This window comes from Streptomyces sp. TP-A0874, from assembly GCF_001748085.1.
GTDB lineage: Bacteria > Actinomycetota > Actinomycetes > Streptomycetales > Streptomycetaceae > Streptomyces.
In genome coordinates, this window is the sequence record NZ_BBZK01000003.1 from 709,035 (window position 1) to 724,807 (window position 15,773).

14 protein-coding genes are annotated in these 15,773 nt (G+C 72.5%); 11 read left to right on the top strand and 3 right to left on the bottom strand.

The features are described from left to right. The first annotated feature begins 4 nt into the window (after positions 1 to 4). The 4 genes from BGP73_RS02860 (at position 5) to BGP73_RS02875 (ending at position 5,149) form a co-directional block, all read left to right on the top strand. Positions 5 to 1,369, top strand: a complete 1,365-nt coding sequence (locus BGP73_RS02860) for an NYN domain-containing protein (protein WP_374701114.1) — start codon at positions 5 to 7, stop codon at positions 1,367 to 1,369. 279 nt (positions 1,370 to 1,648) lie between these two features. Further along, the gene (locus BGP73_RS02865) at positions 1,649 to 2,668 is read left to right on the top strand and encodes a C40 family peptidase (protein WP_069811778.1); all 1,020 of its coding nucleotides are present in this window, start codon (positions 1,649 to 1,651) and stop codon (positions 2,666 to 2,668) included. 228 nt (positions 2,669 to 2,896) lie between these two features. Further along, complete coding sequence (locus BGP73_RS02870) at positions 2,897 to 3,928, top strand: C40 family peptidase (protein ID WP_069811779.1); 1,032 nt, start codon at positions 2,897 to 2,899, stop codon at positions 3,926 to 3,928. A 90-nt stretch (positions 3,929 to 4,018) separates the two neighbouring features. Beyond that, positions 4,019 to 5,149, top strand: a complete 1,131-nt coding sequence (locus tag BGP73_RS02875) for a glycosyltransferase family 4 protein (RefSeq protein WP_069811780.1) — start codon at positions 4,019 to 4,021, stop codon at positions 5,147 to 5,149. 133 nt (positions 5,150 to 5,282) lie between these two features. On the opposite strand, the gene BGP73_RS02880 is transcribed toward BGP73_RS02875, so the two are convergent. Next, complete coding sequence (locus tag BGP73_RS02880) at positions 5,283 to 7,076, bottom strand: AMP-dependent synthetase/ligase (protein WP_069811781.1); 1,794 nt, start codon at positions 7,074 to 7,076, stop codon at positions 5,283 to 5,285. Positions 7,077 to 7,598: 522 nt separating this feature from the next. On the opposite strand from BGP73_RS02880, the gene BGP73_RS02885 reads away from it, so the two are divergent. The 5 genes from BGP73_RS02885 (at position 7,599) to BGP73_RS02905 (ending at position 11,782) form a co-directional block, all read left to right on the top strand. After that, positions 7,599 to 8,054 carry an SRPBCC family protein gene (locus tag BGP73_RS02885; RefSeq protein WP_069811782.1) on the top strand — a complete coding sequence of 152 codons (456 nt, stop codon included), beginning with the start codon at positions 7,599 to 7,601 and terminating at the stop codon, positions 8,052 to 8,054. Beyond that, entirely contained in the window at positions 8,038 to 9,483 is a 1,446-nt protein-coding gene (locus tag BGP73_RS02890) for an ArsA family ATPase (protein ID WP_069811783.1), read from the top strand. The genes BGP73_RS02885 and BGP73_RS02890 overlap by 17 nt, the downstream gene beginning before the upstream one ends. Positions 9,484 to 9,544: 61 nt before the next feature. Beyond that, on the top strand, positions 9,545 to 10,003 hold the full coding sequence (locus BGP73_RS02895) for a DUF5304 family protein (RefSeq protein WP_069811784.1): 459 nt from the start codon (positions 9,545 to 9,547) through the stop codon (positions 10,001 to 10,003). Between the two features lie 67 nt (positions 10,004 to 10,070). Further along, on the top strand, positions 10,071 to 11,012 hold the full coding sequence (locus tag BGP73_RS02900) for an ROK family glucokinase (RefSeq protein WP_069811785.1): 942 nt from the start codon (positions 10,071 to 10,073) through the stop codon (positions 11,010 to 11,012). A 14-nt stretch (positions 11,013 to 11,026) separates the two neighbouring features. Beyond that, positions 11,027 to 11,782: an endonuclease/exonuclease/phosphatase family protein gene (locus tag BGP73_RS02905; protein ID WP_069811786.1), complete on the top strand. Its 756-nt coding sequence runs from the start codon at positions 11,027 to 11,029 to the stop codon at positions 11,780 to 11,782. Positions 11,783 to 11,932: 150 nt separating this feature from the next. Here the strand turns inward: BGP73_RS02905 and BGP73_RS02910 are convergent, their stop codons facing one another. Next, positions 11,933 to 12,550: a hypothetical protein gene (locus BGP73_RS02910; RefSeq protein WP_069811787.1), complete on the bottom strand. Its 618-nt coding sequence runs from the start codon at positions 12,548 to 12,550 to the stop codon at positions 11,933 to 11,935. After that, complete coding sequence (locus BGP73_RS02915) at positions 12,543 to 13,322, bottom strand: alpha/beta hydrolase (RefSeq protein WP_069811788.1); 780 nt, start codon at positions 13,320 to 13,322, stop codon at positions 12,543 to 12,545. The genes BGP73_RS02910 and BGP73_RS02915 overlap by 8 nt, the downstream gene beginning before the upstream one ends. A gap of 177 nt (positions 13,323 to 13,499) precedes the next feature. Here BGP73_RS02915 and BGP73_RS02920 point away from each other — a divergent pair, with 177 nt between their 5' ends. Both BGP73_RS02920 and BGP73_RS02925 read left to right on the top strand, forming a co-directional pair. Further along, positions 13,500 to 14,285, top strand: a complete 786-nt coding sequence (locus BGP73_RS02920) for a lysophospholipid acyltransferase family protein (protein ID WP_069811789.1) — start codon at positions 13,500 to 13,502, stop codon at positions 14,283 to 14,285. A gap of 284 nt (positions 14,286 to 14,569) precedes the next feature. Next, complete coding sequence (locus tag BGP73_RS02925) at positions 14,570 to 15,598, top strand: 6-phosphofructokinase (RefSeq protein ID WP_069811790.1); 1,029 nt, start codon at positions 14,570 to 14,572, stop codon at positions 15,596 to 15,598. The last annotated feature ends 175 nt before the right edge of the window (positions 15,599 to 15,773 follow it).

Genomic DNA, 15,773 nt, shown 5'->3' on the forward strand with positions numbered 1-15,773 from the left:
GTGACTGGTGGCGGAGCCGACGGGCGAAGACGGTGAGGCCGAAGAGGCCTCCGAGGGCGCGGAGGTGCTCGACGGCCCGTTGCCCGAGGGTGTCCGACGCCGGGTCATCGCCATCGTGGCCGACGCCTTCGGCAGCCTGACGGTGGCCGAACTACCGCCGCAACTGCGGCAGTACGTCCGATTCACCCCGAACCGTCGGGCGAAGTTCGCCGGTAGTGCCATGGCCGCGGCGCTCGAGACCCATCCGCCGTTCCGGACCCGGATCGCCGAGCGGCTCCGCGAAGCGCAGCCGGAGCTGGCCTCGGCCCTGGCCGCGGGCACACCGCCGCGGGCGGCTGATCCGCTGGACGTCGCCGCCGCGGCCTATGTGCTGCGCCCTGCCGGCTGGGTGGAACTCGTCGCCGTGGCGGGGGAGGAGGCCCGGCAGGCGGAAGCCGGGCGGGCCGGCGCCGAGGCCCAGCGAGAGTTGCGCAAGCTCCGGGCGGAGCTGAGTGAGGCGCGTGCGGCGGCGCGGGACGAAGCCGAGCGGGCTCGGACGGAGTTGGAGTCCGGACGCAAGGAGGCGGACGCGCTGCAGCGCAAGCTGCGCAGCGCGGTGAGCGATATACGCCGCGGACAGGCCGCGCTCCGCAAGGTCGAGGCGGAGCTGGAGTCACTGCGGGCGGCCTCGGCGGCTGAGAAGGCGGCTGCCGAGAGCGAGGCCCGGCGCCTCAAGTCCCGGCTAGCGGAGGCGGAGTCGGCCCTGGAGGTCAGCCGGAGGGCGGCCCGTGAAGGGCGGAGCGTTGCGGACATGCGGCTGCGGCTGCTGCTGGACACCATGCTGGAGACGGCGCAGGGGCTGCGTCGGGAGCTGGCGCTGCCGCCGGCCTCCACGCGTCCCGCGGACACCGTGGAGGCGGTGGAGCCGGGGCGGTTGACGCCGAAGGACGTGGCGAACCGGGCGCTGGCCGAGACCGATCCGGCGCTTCTGGACCAGTTGCTCGCACTGCCGCGGGCCCATCTGGTGGTCGACGGCTACAACGTGACCAAGACCGGTTATCCCACCATGCCGTTGGAGAAGCAGCGGCTGCGGCTGCTGGGCGGCCTGGCCGGGCTGGCCGCGCAGACCGGGGCCGAGATGACCTGTGTCTTCGACGGCGCGGAGTTGGCCGCTCCGGTGCTGCTCGCCCCGCCGCGCGGGGTCCGGGTCCTCTTCAGCAAACCCGGACAGACCGCTGACGAGTTGATCCGTCGTCTGGTCCGGGCCGAGCCTCCGGGCCGTCCGGTGGTCGTGGTCTCCACGGACCGCGAGGTGGCCGACGGGGTTGCGCGTGCCGGTGCGCGACCGGTGGCGTCCAGCCTGCTGCTGAAGCGCCTCGCCAGAAGCTGAAAAGTCAGCCCAGTGTTAATTCAGCGCTACTGACTGTGCGACATAAGTAAAGAATGCGCGCTGGAAGAAGAATTTTCCGATGAGGATTTGATCCGATCACAGAAGGGTCACTAAGGTCTGGGCTCGAACCTCCGCGCGGTCGATCATCCATCCGGGATATCGGCGGAGGAACCGCCGAGTCCGCTCGTTCGGTCGCACGTGGGGGAACCGAGCAGTGGAGCCGGGGTACGAGTACCCCCCAACCCGGTAGGCGGCTGGAGGAAGAAGGAGCTCGCCTTCGTGGCGTCCCACCGTCGACCCAAGCAGCCGAGTCGGGCACGCGTGACCGTGCTCACCGCCACCGCTGCCGCAGCCGTCGCTCTCACGTCCCAGGCCGCACACGCCGACCCGAAGCCGACCAAGGAACAGGTCAAGGCAAAGGTCGACAAGCTCTACGAGCAGGCCGAGGTCGCGACCGAGAAGTACAACGGCGCCAAGGAGAAGCAGGAGCAGCTCCAGGAGCAGGTCGAAGACCTCCAGGACAAGGTCGCGCGCGGTCAGGAAGAGCTGAACGAGATGCGCAACGGCCTCGGAGCGATGGCCAGCGCGCAGTACCGCAACGGCGGAATAGACCCCTCGATGCAGCTGCTCCTCTCCTCCGACCCGGACAACTACCTTGAGCGCGCCTCCGCTCTGGACCAGCTGACCAGCAAGCAGGCGGCGGCGCTCCAGAAGATCGCCGAGAAGCAGCGCACCCAGCAGCAGCAGCGCACCGAGGCGAAGGAGAAGCTCGGCGAGCTCGCCGAGACCCGCAAGACGCTGGGGGAGAAGAAGGAGCAGATCAAGGGCAAGCTCGCCAAGGCCCAGGAGCTCCTCAACTCCCTGACCGCCAAGGAGCGCGAGGCGCTCGAGGCCAAGGAACGCGCCAACCGGAACAACGAGCGCGTCAACCTGGGCAACGACGTGCCGGAGTCGCAGCGGGCCGCGGTGGCGCTCAGCGCCGCCCAGACCAAGATCGGCGCACCGTACGTCTGGGGTGCCACCGGGCCCAGCTCCTTCGACTGCTCGGGCCTCACCTCCTGGGCCTACGCGCAGGCCGGGGTCAGCCTCGACCGCACCTCGGAGGCCCAGGCCAACAACGGTGTCCGCATCGGGCAGAGCCAGCTGAAGCCGGGCGACCTGGTGTTCTTCTACGGAGACCTGCACCACGTCGGCCTCTACGCCGGCAACGGGCAGGTGCTGCACGCCCCGAAGCCCGGTGCGAACGTGCGCTACGAGTCGATCAACAACATGCCGTTCCAGTTCGGCGTGCGTATCTGAGGTTCCCTCACCGGCTGAATGTTCGCCCGAACGAGCGAAGTGGTGCAGCCGGTGCTCCCTCCGCACCCCGTCGGTGACCTGGGTCTCCGACGGGGTTTCGGGTTTTCGGACGCCACCCCGGTTCTTTGAACGGAGCGTCACCGTACGGCTACTCTCTGCCGCGCAGTTGTCGGTCCGTCCCGCGTATGTGCGGGCGGACCCTTCCAGCGGAGGGGAGCACGGCTTCCAGTGGGATCCCATCGTCGATCGCCGTACTCGGGGTTCGCCCGAGCGGCCCTGGCCACGGTTCTGTCCGCCACGATGGCGGTGGCCGCCACCACACTCGGCACCGGCAGTCCAGCGGGGGCCGCACCGAAGGAAGGACCGGCGGAGGTGCGGGCGAGGATTGACGGACTGTACGCCCAAGTCGAGCGGGCCACCGAGAGGTTCAACGCGGCGGACGAGCGTAGGCGGCGGCTCCGGGAACAGGCCGGCCACCTCCAGGACGGCTTCGCCCGGGCCCAGGAGGAGGTGAACCGGATGCGCGGCTCGCTCGCCTCCCTGGCCGGCGCCGAATACCGCTCCGGCGGCATCGACCGGACGGTCGCCCTGCTGCTCTCGACGGACCCCGGCCGCTACCTGGACCGGGCGGCGACTCTGGAACGGATCGGCTACCTGGAGGCGGGGCGGCTGCATGCGCTGCGCGGTGCGGAACGCTCGCTGCGGCAACAGCGCTCCGCCACCATCGGGAAACTGGCCGAACTCGAGGAGAGCCGCAGCGCCGTCGCTCGCCACAAGAAGCGGGTGGAGCGAAGACTCACCACGGCCCGGCGAGCGCTGCACCGGCTGACCGCGCAGCAGCGGACCGACTATCTCACCGGCCCGCACAGCCCCCGACCCCTCCCGGGCGGCGGGTCCGGAGCTCCGGCGGCCTCCGCCCGGGCCGCGGCGGCCGTGGCGGCGGCCCGGCAGGCCGTCGGCAGACCGTATGTCTGGGGTGCCACCGGGCCGGACTCCTTCGACTGCTCCGGACTCACGCAGTGGGCCTACGGGCAGGCCGGGGTGGCCATTCCGCGCACCTCCCAGGCACAGCGGAACGCCGGCCGGCAGGTGCCGCTCTCCCAGGCACGCCCCGGGGACCTCGTCCTCTACCGCGCCGACGCCAGCCACGTCGCGATGTACGTCGGCGGCGGCCAGGTGGTGCACGCTCCGCGCCCCGGTGCCGCGGTGCGCTACGACCCGGTCGGCATGATGCCGATCTCGGCCGTCACCCGGGTCTGAGGCCCCGGCCACCGCCGCCGCCGGCCCTCCGGACCAGTACGACGGTGGTCGCCCGGGCGCCGCGGGGAGCGGGCGATATCGTCGGCGGGGATGGACAAGACCCTGATCGTCACCAACGACTTCCCGCCCCGGCCCGGCGGCATCCAGGCTTTCCTGCACAGCATGGCGCTCCGACTGGACCCGGAGCGGGTGGTCGTCTACGCGTCCACCTGGAAGGACGGCACCGAGGTAGCCAGTTTCGACCGGCAGCAGCCCTTCCCGGTCGTCCGGGACCCATCCAGCATGCTGCTGCCCACACCACGGGTCACCCGCCGGGCGACGGAGCTGCTGCGGGAGCACGGCTGCACCTCGGTGTGGTTCGGGGCCGCCGCGCCGCTCGGGCTGATGGCTCCCGCGCTGCGGGCGGCCGGCGCCGGCCGGCTGGTGGCCACCACCCACGGGCACGAGGCGGGCTGGGCCAGGCTCCCCGTGGCCCGGCGGTTGCTGCGGCGGATCGGTGAGGGCACCGACACCCTCACCTACCTGGGGGAGTACACCCGCTCTCGGATCGCCGAGGCGCTCACCCCGCAGGCCGCCGCCCGGATGGTGCAACTGACGCCCGGTGTCGACGAGAAGACCTTCCACCCGGGCTCCGGCGGCGAGGAGGTGCGGGCCCGGCTCGGGCTCACCGACCGCCCCGTGGTGGTCTGCGTCTCCCGGTTGGTGCGGCGCAAGGGCCAGGACACGCTCATCGAAGCCATGCCGCGGGTCCTGGCCGCCGTGCCCGACGCGGTGCTGCTGGTCGTGGGGGGCGGCCCGTACCGGGCGCGGCTGGAGAAGCTGGCGGCCGCGAGCGGTGTCGCGGACAGCGTCCGCTTCACCGGGGTCGTCCCCTGGGAGCAACTGCCGGCCCACTACGGCGCCGGCGACGTCTTCGCCATGCCGTGCCGTACCCGCCGCGGTGGGCTGGACGTCGAGGGGCTCGGCATCGTCTACCTGGAGGCCTCCGCCACCGGACTGCCGGTCGTGGCCGGTGACTCCGGCGGGGCTCCGGACGCGGTACTGGAGGATGAGACCGGCTGGGTGGTCCGCGGCGGCTCCCCCCGGGAGGCCGCCGACCGGATCGTCCCCCTGCTCCAAGACCCCGGGCTGCGCGCCCGGACGGGGGAGCGGGGCCGGGCGTGGGTCGAGGAACGCTGGCGCTGGGACCTGCTCGCCGAACGTCTCAAGGCGCTGCTCTGATCAAGGCGCTGCCACGCCGGCCGGGCTCTCGCGGGCCGGCTGGGGCATCAGGTGCTCCGGCTCCGGCTGCCCCGGGCCCGCCCCGCCCAAGCCTGATCGGCCCGAGAGCCGAGAGCGAGACGTTGGCCGGCTCTCAGCGGTACAGGGCTTCGATCTCGTGGGCGAAGTCCTTCATGACCGCGGCCCGTTTGACCACCAGGGTGGGGGTCAGATGGCCGGCCTCCTGGGAGAGGCGGCTGGCAAGAACGCGGAACCGCCGCACACCGGCCGCCGCTCCGACGGCCGCGTTGCCCTCGTCGACCGCCTGTTGCACGGCGGCCAGCAGCTCGGGATCGTTACGCGGGTCGCCGGCCGGGGGGCGCGCCGATCCGCGGCGCCCGGTGGTCCACCGGGAGACGAACTCCTCGTCCAGGGTGATCAGTGCGCCGAGGAACGGCCGTCCCTCACCGACGACCACGCACTCGCCGACCAGCTCGTGCGCCCGGATCCGGCCCTCCAGGGCCGACGGAACGGTCCGCATCCCGTCCGCCGTGGTGATCACCTCGCTCTTCCGGCCGCTGATCGTCAGGTAACCGGCCTCGTCGAGGGCGCCCAGATCGCCCGTGTGGAACCAGCCGTCGGAGAGCGCCACCGCGGTCGCCGCATCGTCCTTCCAATAGCCGGCGAACAGGTGCTCGCCGTGGAGCAGCACCTCGCCGTCGTCGGCGATCCGCAACACCGATCCGGGCAGCGGCTGCCCTGCGGTGCCGATCTTCTGCCGGTCGTACGGGTTGAAGGCGGTGGCGGCACAGGACTCGGTGAGCCCGTACCCCTCCAGGACCGGGCAACCGACCCCGCGGAAGAAGTGGCCCAGCCGCTCGCCCAGGGCCGAGCCGCCGCAGACCGCGTGGCGGGCACGTCCGCCCAGGCCCCGCCGCAGCTCCCGGAAGACCAGGCGGTCGTAGAGCCGGTGCCGCAGCCGGAGACCGCGCGAGGGACCGTCCGAGGTGTCCAGCGCGCGGCTGTAGGCGATGGCGGCCTCCGCCGCGCGGTCGAAGAGCCGGCCCCGGCCGGCGGCCCGGGCGTTGGCTCGCGCCGTGTTGTAGAGCCGCTCGAAGACCTGCGGTACGCCGAGCAGCACGGTGGGGCGGAAGGCCGGGAGCTCCGCGGGGAGTTCCTCGGGGGTGCCCACGTGACCGAGCTTGATCGGCGCCAGCACCGAGGCCACCGCGAACAGCCGGCCGAAGACGTGGGCCGGCGGCAGGGAAAGCAGCACAGAACCCTCTCCGGTCCGGAACAGCGGTTGCAGCCGCTCCACGGCGTTGCCGCACTCCGCGAGGAAGTTGCGGTGGGTCAGCACGCAGCCCTTGGGGCGGCCGGTGGTTCCCGAGGTGTAGACGATCGAGGCGGGGGAGTCCGCGGTCGCCACCGCGGAGCGCTGGTCCAACTCCGCGTCCGAGACCCGCGTCCCCTCCTGCCGCAGTCGCCACACCGCGTCCTGCTCGATCCGCCAAACCCCGTCCAGCAGCGGGAGCCGGTCCCGTACCGCCTCAACCGCCGCCTCGTGCTCCGCGGTCTCCACCACGCAGCCGACGGCGCCGGAGTCACCGAGCACCCAGGCGATCTCCTCCGGCGAACTGGTCTCGAAGACCGGCACCGTGACCCCTCCCGCCGCCCACACCGCGAAGTCGAACAGGGTCCACTCGTAGCGGGAGCGGGACATCAGCCCCACCCGGTCACCCGGCCCCACCCCGGCGGCGAGCAGGCCCTTGGCGGTCTCCCGCACCTCCGTCAGGAAGTCCTCCGCGGTGACGTCCTCCCAGCGGTCAGCGCGTTTGCGGGCGATGACCGGCGTTCGGGGGTGGCGGGCGGCGTTGCGGCTGACGAGGTCCGTCAGGTTGCCGTCCGCGGGTACCTCGTACAGGGCCGGAAGGCTGAACTCGGGCAAGACTGCTGCTCCTCGTCGGGGGCCGGGGCCGCTCACGCCGTCTCCGGCGTACCGCGCGGCCGAGGCCCATGGTCGTTCTCGCGGACGGTGGGGGGAAGACCTGTCTCACGGATCACCGCGGTACCCGTCGCCGGGTGCGGCGCTCCCGACTCCGCGTGGTCCGCCCCGCCCCCGAGGGGGCGGAGACGGCGAGCCGGGCGTGCGGCGGACCCGCGGCTCGGGCGGTGACGGCGGGGGCCGACGCCACCGCGGACCCGGCGCCGTGCGCGCCCGCGCCGTGACCCGAGACAGGCTCAGGACTGGCTGGACGTTACCGGTCGGTAAAGGCTTGGGGTAGGGGAACTCCCGGATTACCACCGGTCCACCCCTCCGGTCGAAGACCGGTCGCGGGGCGTCCCGCCGCTGGCGCGGGCGGTGCGCACCGTCGGGAGGAGGGGGCGGGCGGCGGCGCCCGATCCGCGCGGTAGCCTTCACCGGCAGGCGCACACGCCGGCACGGGACCGTAGTGGAGGAGCCACCGCGATGGCGGAACACACAAACTCGAGTATCACGATCGAGGCGGCACCGGCCGAGGTCATGTCGGTGATCGCGGACTTCGACCGCTACCCCGAGTGGACCGGAGAGGTCAAGGAGGCCGAGGTCCTCGCCGAGGACGCGCAGGGCCGGGCCGAACAGGTCCGGCTGGTACTGGACGCGGGTGCGATCAAGGACGACCACACCCTGGCCTACACCTGGGCCGGTGACCGGAAGGTGAGCTGGTCGCTCGTCAAGTCGCAGATGCTGCGTTCCCTCGACGGCTCCTACAGCCTCGACCCGGTGGACGGCGGCGCCCGGACCGAGGTCACCTACCAACTGACCGTGGACGTCAAGATCCCGATGCTCGGCATGATCAAACGCAAGGCGGAGAAGGTCATCATCGACCGTGCGCTCGCCGGCCTGAAGAAGCGGGTCGAGAGCCGCGGTGACGTCGCTTCCTGAGCCCACCGCCCTCCCGCGCACGGTGCTGGTCACCGGAGCGGGAGGCGCGGGCCGCTCCACGGTGGCGGCGGCGACCGCCCTGGCCGCTGCCCGCGGCGGGCGGCGCACGCTGCTCCTCACCACCGACGCCCTCGGCACCCAGGCCGCGCTCGCCGTCAGGCTGCCCGTCACCCCGGAAGGACAGTTGCCCGGCGCTCCGGAAGGAGAGCCGGCCGCCTCCACGGAAACCGAGCGGTCCACGGACGAGGCGACCGGTGGGGCCGAGGTGGGCCACCCGGCCTGGCCGGCCCCCGTCGAGGCCGCCCCCGGCCTGTGGGCGGCCCGGTTGGAGACGGCGGAAGGACACCGGGAGGAGTTCCTCGCCCTCCAGCGGCAGGGCTCGGCCGCCCTGCGACTGCTCGGCACGACACCGCTCGACCGGGAGGAGCTCACCGCCCTCCCCGGCGGCAGGGCGCTGGCGCTGCTGCGCGCCCTGCGGGCGCTGCACGACGGGGCGGCGGCAGCGTCACCCCAGCGCGGCGGGCCGCTGGCCTGGGACCTGGTCGTCATTGACATGCCGCCCCTTCCGGAGACGCTGGAACTCCTCGCACTCCCCGAACAACTGCGCCGCTACCTACGCCGGCTGCTGCCGGCCCGGCGGCAGACCGGCGGTTCGCTCCGCCCGCTGCTCGCACAGCTCGCCGGCGTACCGATGCCCGACGGCTGGCTCCACGCGGCTGCCGCCCGCTGGGAGGAGGAACTCTCCCTCGCCCAGGCGGTGGTCGAGGCCCGCACGACCACCTTGCGACTCGTCGTCGAGCCGGGACCCGCCGCTGTCGAAGCGCTGCATGACGCCGGCGGCGGCATTGCCCTGTACGGGCACCGCGTCGACTGCCTCACCGCCAACCGGATGCTGCCGGCCTCCTCTCCGGACCCCTGGGCCGAGTCGCTCGCCGACCAGCAGCGGCGCGGACTCGACGGGCTCCGGCGGAGCGGACGAGCAGCCGGCCATCCCGTCCACCCGGTGCCCCACCTGGGCCGTGACCCGCGCGGCCTCGCGGATCTCGTCGAACTCCTCGCCGCCGCCGGGCAGCCGGAACCGGCGGAGGAGCAGGGGCCGTTCACCCCCTCACCGCGGCCCGGCGGGCGCGCTGACGACCCGTGGACGGTGGAGGACCTGCTGGACAGCGACGGCTTTCTCCTCTGGCACCTGCCGCTGCCCGACGTCGAACGCGGGGAGATACAACTCGTTCGACGGGGCGGGGAAGTGAGCCTCTCGGTGGGCCGGTTCCGGCGGATCCTGCCCCTGCCCCTGCCGCTCCGCAGCTGTACGGTCGCCGGCGCGCGGATGGCCGACGGGCGGCTGAGCGTGCGCTTCGCCCCCGACCGCGCCCGCCGGCCGGGCCATCCGCTCCCGGGCGGCATGCTGCCCCCGGAGGGCAGCGCATGAGGGCCGGGCGGAGATTCGGTAACGTCGGGGCGACTTCCGACGCCCGCCGCAGGAGGCCGTCATGAAAGACACCCCGAAGCGTCCGGCCGCCGACGCCGATCCGTGGGCCGAGGCCTGCGCCGAGGACCTCGCCGCCGAGCAGGCCCGACGCCGCGCCCGTTACGGCCGGCAGTCCGGCGGCGCCGCCGACGAACTGAAGAAGCTCGCCGACGCCATCGCCGACGGGCTCGACAAGCTCTCCTCTCTGGGGCTTCCGGTGGCCGGACCGGCGGCCCAGGCCACCGCGCGGCAACTGGTCGACCGGGCCCGGTCCGCCGTCGAGCCGGTCGTCCGGCGGAACCCCGAGGTCTTCGAGCACCTGACCAACGCCGGCTCCGAACTGCTCGCGGCATTCCGGGCGGCCGTGGCGGGGCAGGAGCAGCCGCCGGGCCCCGGTTCGGCGCGGAACGGGGCCGGCGACGAACAGGACCGCGGCGGGCCCGAGGGGACCTCCGGCGGCAGGCGCGTCGACCTCGACTGAAGCCCCCTCCGGTAACGTTGGGCCGGGCGCAGCACCAGCGCGGATCGACTGAACAACTGAGGGGCACATGGGACTCACCATCGGTGTCGACATCGGCGGTACGAAGATCGCAGCCGGCGTGGTCGACGAGGAGGGCTCGATCCTCGAGACCTGCAAGGTGGCCACTCCAACGACCCCCGAGGGCGTCGTCGACGCCATCGCGGACGCGGTGCGCGCCGTCAGCGGCGACCACCGGGTCGAGGCGGTCGGTATCGGAGCCGCCGGCTATGTCGACGACAAGCGCGCCACCGTGCTCTTCGCCCCCAACGTCAACTGGCGGAACGAGCCGCTGAAGGACAAGGTCGAACAGCGGGTGGGGACGCCGGTCGTCGTCGAGAACGACGCCAACGCCGCCGCCTGGGGCGAGTACCGCTTCGGAGCCGGCAAGGGCCACGAGGACGTCATCTGCATCACGCTCGGGACCGGCCTCGGCGGCGGCATCGTCATCGGCAACAAGCTGCGCCGGGGACGCTTCGGGGTGGCCGGCGAGTTCGGCCACATCCGGGTCGTGCCGGACGGCCTGCTGTGCGGCTGCGGCAGTCAGGGCTGCTGGGAGCAGTACGCCTCCGGGCGGGCGCTGGTCCGCTACGCCCGGCAACGGGCCGCTGCGACGCCGGAGAACGCCGAGATCCTGCTGAGCCTCGGGCAGGGCGACCCGCTCGGCATCGAGGGCCAGCACGTCAGCGAGGCCGCCCGGCAGGGAGATCCGGTCGCCATCGACTCCTTCCGCGAACTGGCCCGCTGGGCCGGCGCCGGACTCGCCGATCTCGCCTCCCTTTTCGACCCGTCGGCCTTCATCATCGGCGGCGGCGTGTCCGACGAGGGCGACCTGGTGCTCGAACCGATCCGCAAGTCCTTCCGGCGCTGGCTGGTCGGTGGTGAGTACCGGCCCCGCGCCCAGGTCCTCGCCGCCCGACTCGGCGGCAAGGCTGGCATGGTGGGCGCCGCCGACCTGGCCCGGCACGGCTGAGGACGGTTTCCGAAGTGGGCCTGCTCACGGACCTCCCCGCATCCCGCACCGAACCGGACGGCTCGGTGGTGGTCCGGGTGCTCGGCTACAACATCAGATCGCTGCGCGACGACCGGGCCGCCCTGGTCCGGGTGATCCGGGCCTGCGCCCCCGATCTGCTGCTCCTCCAGGAGGCACCGAGGTTCTTCCGCTGGCGCAAGGCCGCCGCCTGGCTCGCCCGGGAGACCGACCTGGTGTACGTCACCGGTGGGGCCCCGGCCGCCGGCCCGATGATCCTCTCCTCGCTCCGGGCCCTGGTGGAGCGGTCGGAGGACGTCCTGCTGCCGCTCACCCCTGGGCTGCACCGGCGTGGCCTCGCCATGGCCGTGCTGCGGATCGGGGGAGCCCGACTCGGGGTGCTCAGCTGCCACCTCAGCCTCGCCTCGGACGAGCGGTACCGGCAGTCGGGGGCGCTTCTCGACCAGGCCCAAGCCCTCGGAGCGCCGCACACGGTGGTGGCCGGAGACCTGAACGAGCCTCCCGGCGGGCGCAGTTTCCGCCGACTGTCGGGCCGGTTGCGGGACGCCCACGCCGTGCGGCCCTGGGGCCTGGAGCACACCTCGCCCGCTGACCGGCCGCACCAGCGCATCGACGCGGTTCTCACCACCGACGGCGTGGAGGTGCTCGGCTGCGGGGTACCGGTCGGACTGCCGGCGGTCAGCGACGCGGACCTGCGGGCGGCCAGCGACCACCTTCCCGTCCTGGCGGCCCTGAGGATCCCCGCGGCCTGAGGCACCCCTGACCCCGACGGCGAGCGCCTTCGGCGCGGTGACCGCTGCCGTGGTGGATCCTGGCTGATCAGGGTTGTGAGTGATCAGGGTTCCGAGCGGTCAGGAGCCCGAGGGACACAGCTCCGAGGGGGCCGGACGCTCGGCCGGAGCTCAGACCACCGCGCCCCGGCCCGGGTCGTCCTCGTCGTCCTCATCCCCGTCCCTCATCCGGGCCACCAGGGTGGCGAAGCCACCGAGGAAGCCGCCCACCCCGAGGAAGGTGACCCAACTGCGCATCTCCCACTGCATCAACACCATCAGGAGGAGCAGCAGCGGCCCGCCCAGCACCGCGACCCAGGCCATCCGGGAGGTGGGGTCACCCTTCGGCAGTGGCGGCGGCTCCGGGGGCACGAAGCGGTCTTCGGCCTCCGCCTCCTTCGGTGTCAGCTCACGCGGGGTCCAGTCCCGTGGTCCGAGCCCCGCGGAGAAGATGACCACGCTGGAACCGAGCGGTCGGTCCGACGGGGGTGGAACATCCGGGCGCGGCTGCCGCTCATCGTCGGCGACGGCGGCCTCGGGGGCTCCCTCCGAAGGGTCCGTTCCGTGGTCGGCCCCGGCGTCCGGGACCGGCCCGCCGGCTGGCAGGTCGACTCCCCTGCCGTCCTCACCGGGGCTCTCGGGCACCTTGTCGTAGCCGGCCACGATCGCCGCCCAGGCGGCTTCCTCGTCGAACGGCTCCCGGTTCTCGCCGTCCCCGCTGCCGGCGCCGATGTCGTTCCGCTCAGCCACCGCTCGCCGTCCTCTTCCCGCTGCCACTGGGGGTGAGGCGGCCGACGAATTCGTAGGAGCCCCGGAAGATCCGCTCCGCGTCGTGGTCGAGGGTGGCGACGTGGAAGCTGTGCTCCAGCAGTTCCTCGGTGATGTCCCGCGAGGAGACCCGGCTCAGGACCCGGGCCGAGTCCGCGGGTGGCACCACGTGGTCCTGCAGACTGTGCGCCAGCAGCAGTGGTTGGGTGACCTGCGGAAGCTCGCCGTCGACCAGTTGGAAGAAGCGCCGCAGCGAGTGGGCGGCCCGCAGTGGGACCCGGTCGTACCCGGTCTCCTCGACACCCGGTTTCGCGATGTCGCTCACCAGCCCCTTGGTGGTGCGGACCAGGTGGTGCGCGGCCGGCAGGGCGTACGCCGTGAGCCCGTGCACTTTGATGGCCGGGTTGACCAGGACCAGGCCGCTCACCGTGTGCCCGTGGTGTGCGGCCAACCGGAGGGCGAGCGCTCCGCCCATCGAGAGGCCGAAGACGAAGACCCGCTCGCACTGCTCGGCAAGGAGCCGGAGCTCCCGGTCGACCTGGGCGTACCAGTCCTGCCAACCGGTGTACTGGAGGTCCTGCCACCGGGTGCCGTGTCCGGGGAGCAGCGGTAGCGACACCGTCATGCCCCGCTCGGCCAGGAATTCGGCCCAGGGGCGGAGCGACTGCGGGGTCCCCGTGAAACCGTGGCAGAGAAGGACGCCGACCTCTCCGCCCTGGTGGCGGAACGGCTCGGCCCCGGGGAGGAGCTGCACCGGCGGACTCCTGTTCGTCGTGTGTCTGGGGGCGCGTCTTCACCGTACGCGAGCGGGCCGACACCCGGTAGGCCGGAAGGCCGTGCCGGTGACCACCTCCCGAGGGGGAACGGACGATCGCCGGGGCGTTAAGGTCTGTTCCCACACACAGGAGGTCCTCGGTTGATTTACGGTGCGATGAAGCTGTCCATCGGAGGGACGCTGAAGCTCGCCTTCCGTCCTTGGGTGGAAGGACTGGAACACGTGCCGGCCGAGGGGCCAGCGATCCTGGCGAGCAACCACCTGTCCTTCTCGGACTCCTTCTTCCTACCCGCGGTGCTCCACCGGAAGGTCACCTTCATCGCCAAGTCGGAGTACTTCACCTCACCGGGGCTGAAGGGCAAGCTGACCGCCGCCTTCTTCAAGGGCGTCGGCCAACTGCCGGTGGACCGATCCGGGAAGCGCGGGGCGGGAGAGGCGGCCATCCAGGGCGGCATCGAGGTGCTCCGGCGCGGTGAGCTGTTCGGGATCTACCCTGAGGGGACGCGCTCGCCGGACGGCAGGCTGTACCGGGGGAAGCCTGGAGGCCTCGCGAGGGTCACGCTCGCCACCGGCGCCCCGGTGCTCCCGGTCGCGATGATCGACACCGAGAAGGTGCAGCCGCCGGGCACGGTGGTGCCGAAGATGATCCGCCCGGGTATCCGGATCGGCAAGCCGCTCGACTTCAGCCGCTACCAGGGCATGGAGGGCGACCGCTACGTCCTCCGGTCGCTGACCGACGAGGTCATGTACGAGATCATGAAGCTGTCCGGGCAGGAGTACGTCGACATCTATGCCACCGAGGCCAAGCGCCGGCTGGCCGAGGCCGCCAAGGAGCGGGCCGCGGCGGCGAAGTCGAACCGCCCAGGACCGGACGGCGACGGCCCGCGCGACCCCGCCGGGGGGCGTACCGGCTCCGAGGAGGCGGAAGGCACGGCCGGATAGCTGCCCGTCCCGCCCGCTCGTCAGCCGCTCACCACCGCACCGGCCGGTGAGCCGGACCCCTGCGTCGTCGATCTTCATTCGTTCGAGTTGTGCGGACCTGAGGCCGCGTCGTTCGTCCGGGTGATCCATCTTCCGCCCTGTACTGCACAATCGGCGAATTGCCCCCTTTTCCTCCATCCCCTGTGACGTGGATCACCGTTAGCGTGAGGCCGGCCGGGCCGCAGGAGGGTCTGGTCAGTACGGGAGGACGCGCGAGAAGAGACGCAGAAGGGGAAGGGAACACCATGCGGGTGGGAGTTCTGACCGGGGGCGGCGACTGTCCCGGGCTCAACGCCGTCATCCGGGGGGCGGTCCGCAAGGGCACCCAGGAGTACGGCTACGACTTCGTCGGATTCCGCGACGGCTGGCGAGGGCTGCTGGAAGGGGACACCGTACGGCTGGACGTCCCCGCGGTGCGTGGCATCCTGCCTCGCGGCGGCACCGTCCTGGGATCCTCCCGGACCAATCCGTTCAAGGTCGAGCACGGTGTCCGGCGGATCAGGGAGACGCTGACCAAGACCGAGGTGGACGCCCTGGTCGCGATCGGCGGCGAGGACACCCTCGGGGTCGCCGCCCGGCTGTCCGGCGAGTACGGCATCGCCTGTGTCGGCGTCCCCAAGACCATCGACAACGACCTCTCGGCCACCGACTACACCTTCGGTTTCGACACCGCGGTCAACATCGCCACCGAGGCCATCGACCGCCTCCACACGACGGCGGAGTCGCACATGCGTGTCCTGGTGGTCGAGGTGATGGGTCGCCACGCCGGCTGGATCGCCCTCCACTCCGGGCTCGCCGGTGGCGCCAACGCCATCCTCATCCCGGAACAGCGATTCGACCTCGACCAGGTGTGCTCCTGGGTCGAGTCGCGGTTCCGGATCCGGTACGCCCCGATAGTGGTGGTGGCGGAGGGCGCCATGCCCAAGGGCGGGGACATGGTGCTCAAGGACGCCTCCCAGGACGACTTCGGCCACGTCCGGCTGTCCGGGGTGGGCGAGTGGCTCGCCAAGCAGATCGAGGAGCGCACCGGCAAGGAGGCCCGCACCACGGTCCTCGGCCATGTGCAGCGCGGCGGCACCCCGAGCGCCTTCGACCGCTGGCTCGCCACCCGCTTCGGGCTGCACGCGATCGACGCGGTGCGGGAGGGGGACTTCGGCAAGATGGTGGCCCTGCGCGGCACGGAGATCGTCCGAGTGCCGATCGTGGAGGCCACGGCCAAGCTCAAGACCGTCGATCCGGCGCTCTACGAGGAAGCGGGGGTCTTCTTCGGCTGACCGGTGACCCGCACGGCGGGCGTCGCTGACGGGCGGCGCCCGCCGAGCGGGATCCCGGCGGCGCGGCGGGGCGTTGTCCGGTCCAGGGAGGAAAACCACCCCGGAGGCCGGCGGCGCGGCGGGGCCGGGACCGCCATCGGCTGTCTCAGACTACGGGCATCGGGTGGGGTGGCGG

What these genes read in the sequence shown, in the direction of transcription:
- BGP73_RS02875 (WP_069811780.1), top strand. Translation starts at nt 4,019, where the DNA reads ATGGACAAGACCCTGATCGTCACCAACGACTTCCCGCCCCGGCCCGGC.
- BGP73_RS02885 (WP_069811782.1), top strand. Translation starts at nt 7,599, where the DNA reads ATGGCGGAACACACAAACTCGAGTATCACGATCGAGGCGGCACCGGCC.
- BGP73_RS02895 (WP_069811784.1), top strand. Translation starts at nt 9,545, where the DNA reads ATGAAAGACACCCCGAAGCGTCCGGCCGCCGACGCCGATCCGTGGGCC.
- BGP73_RS02900 (WP_069811785.1), top strand. Translation starts at nt 10,071, where the DNA reads ATGGGACTCACCATCGGTGTCGACATCGGCGGTACGAAGATCGCAGCC.
- BGP73_RS02920 (WP_069811789.1), top strand. Translation starts at nt 13,500, where the DNA reads ATGAAGCTGTCCATCGGAGGGACGCTGAAGCTCGCCTTCCGTCCTTGG.
- BGP73_RS02925 (WP_069811790.1), top strand. Translation starts at nt 14,570, where the DNA reads ATGCGGGTGGGAGTTCTGACCGGGGGCGGCGACTGTCCCGGGCTCAAC.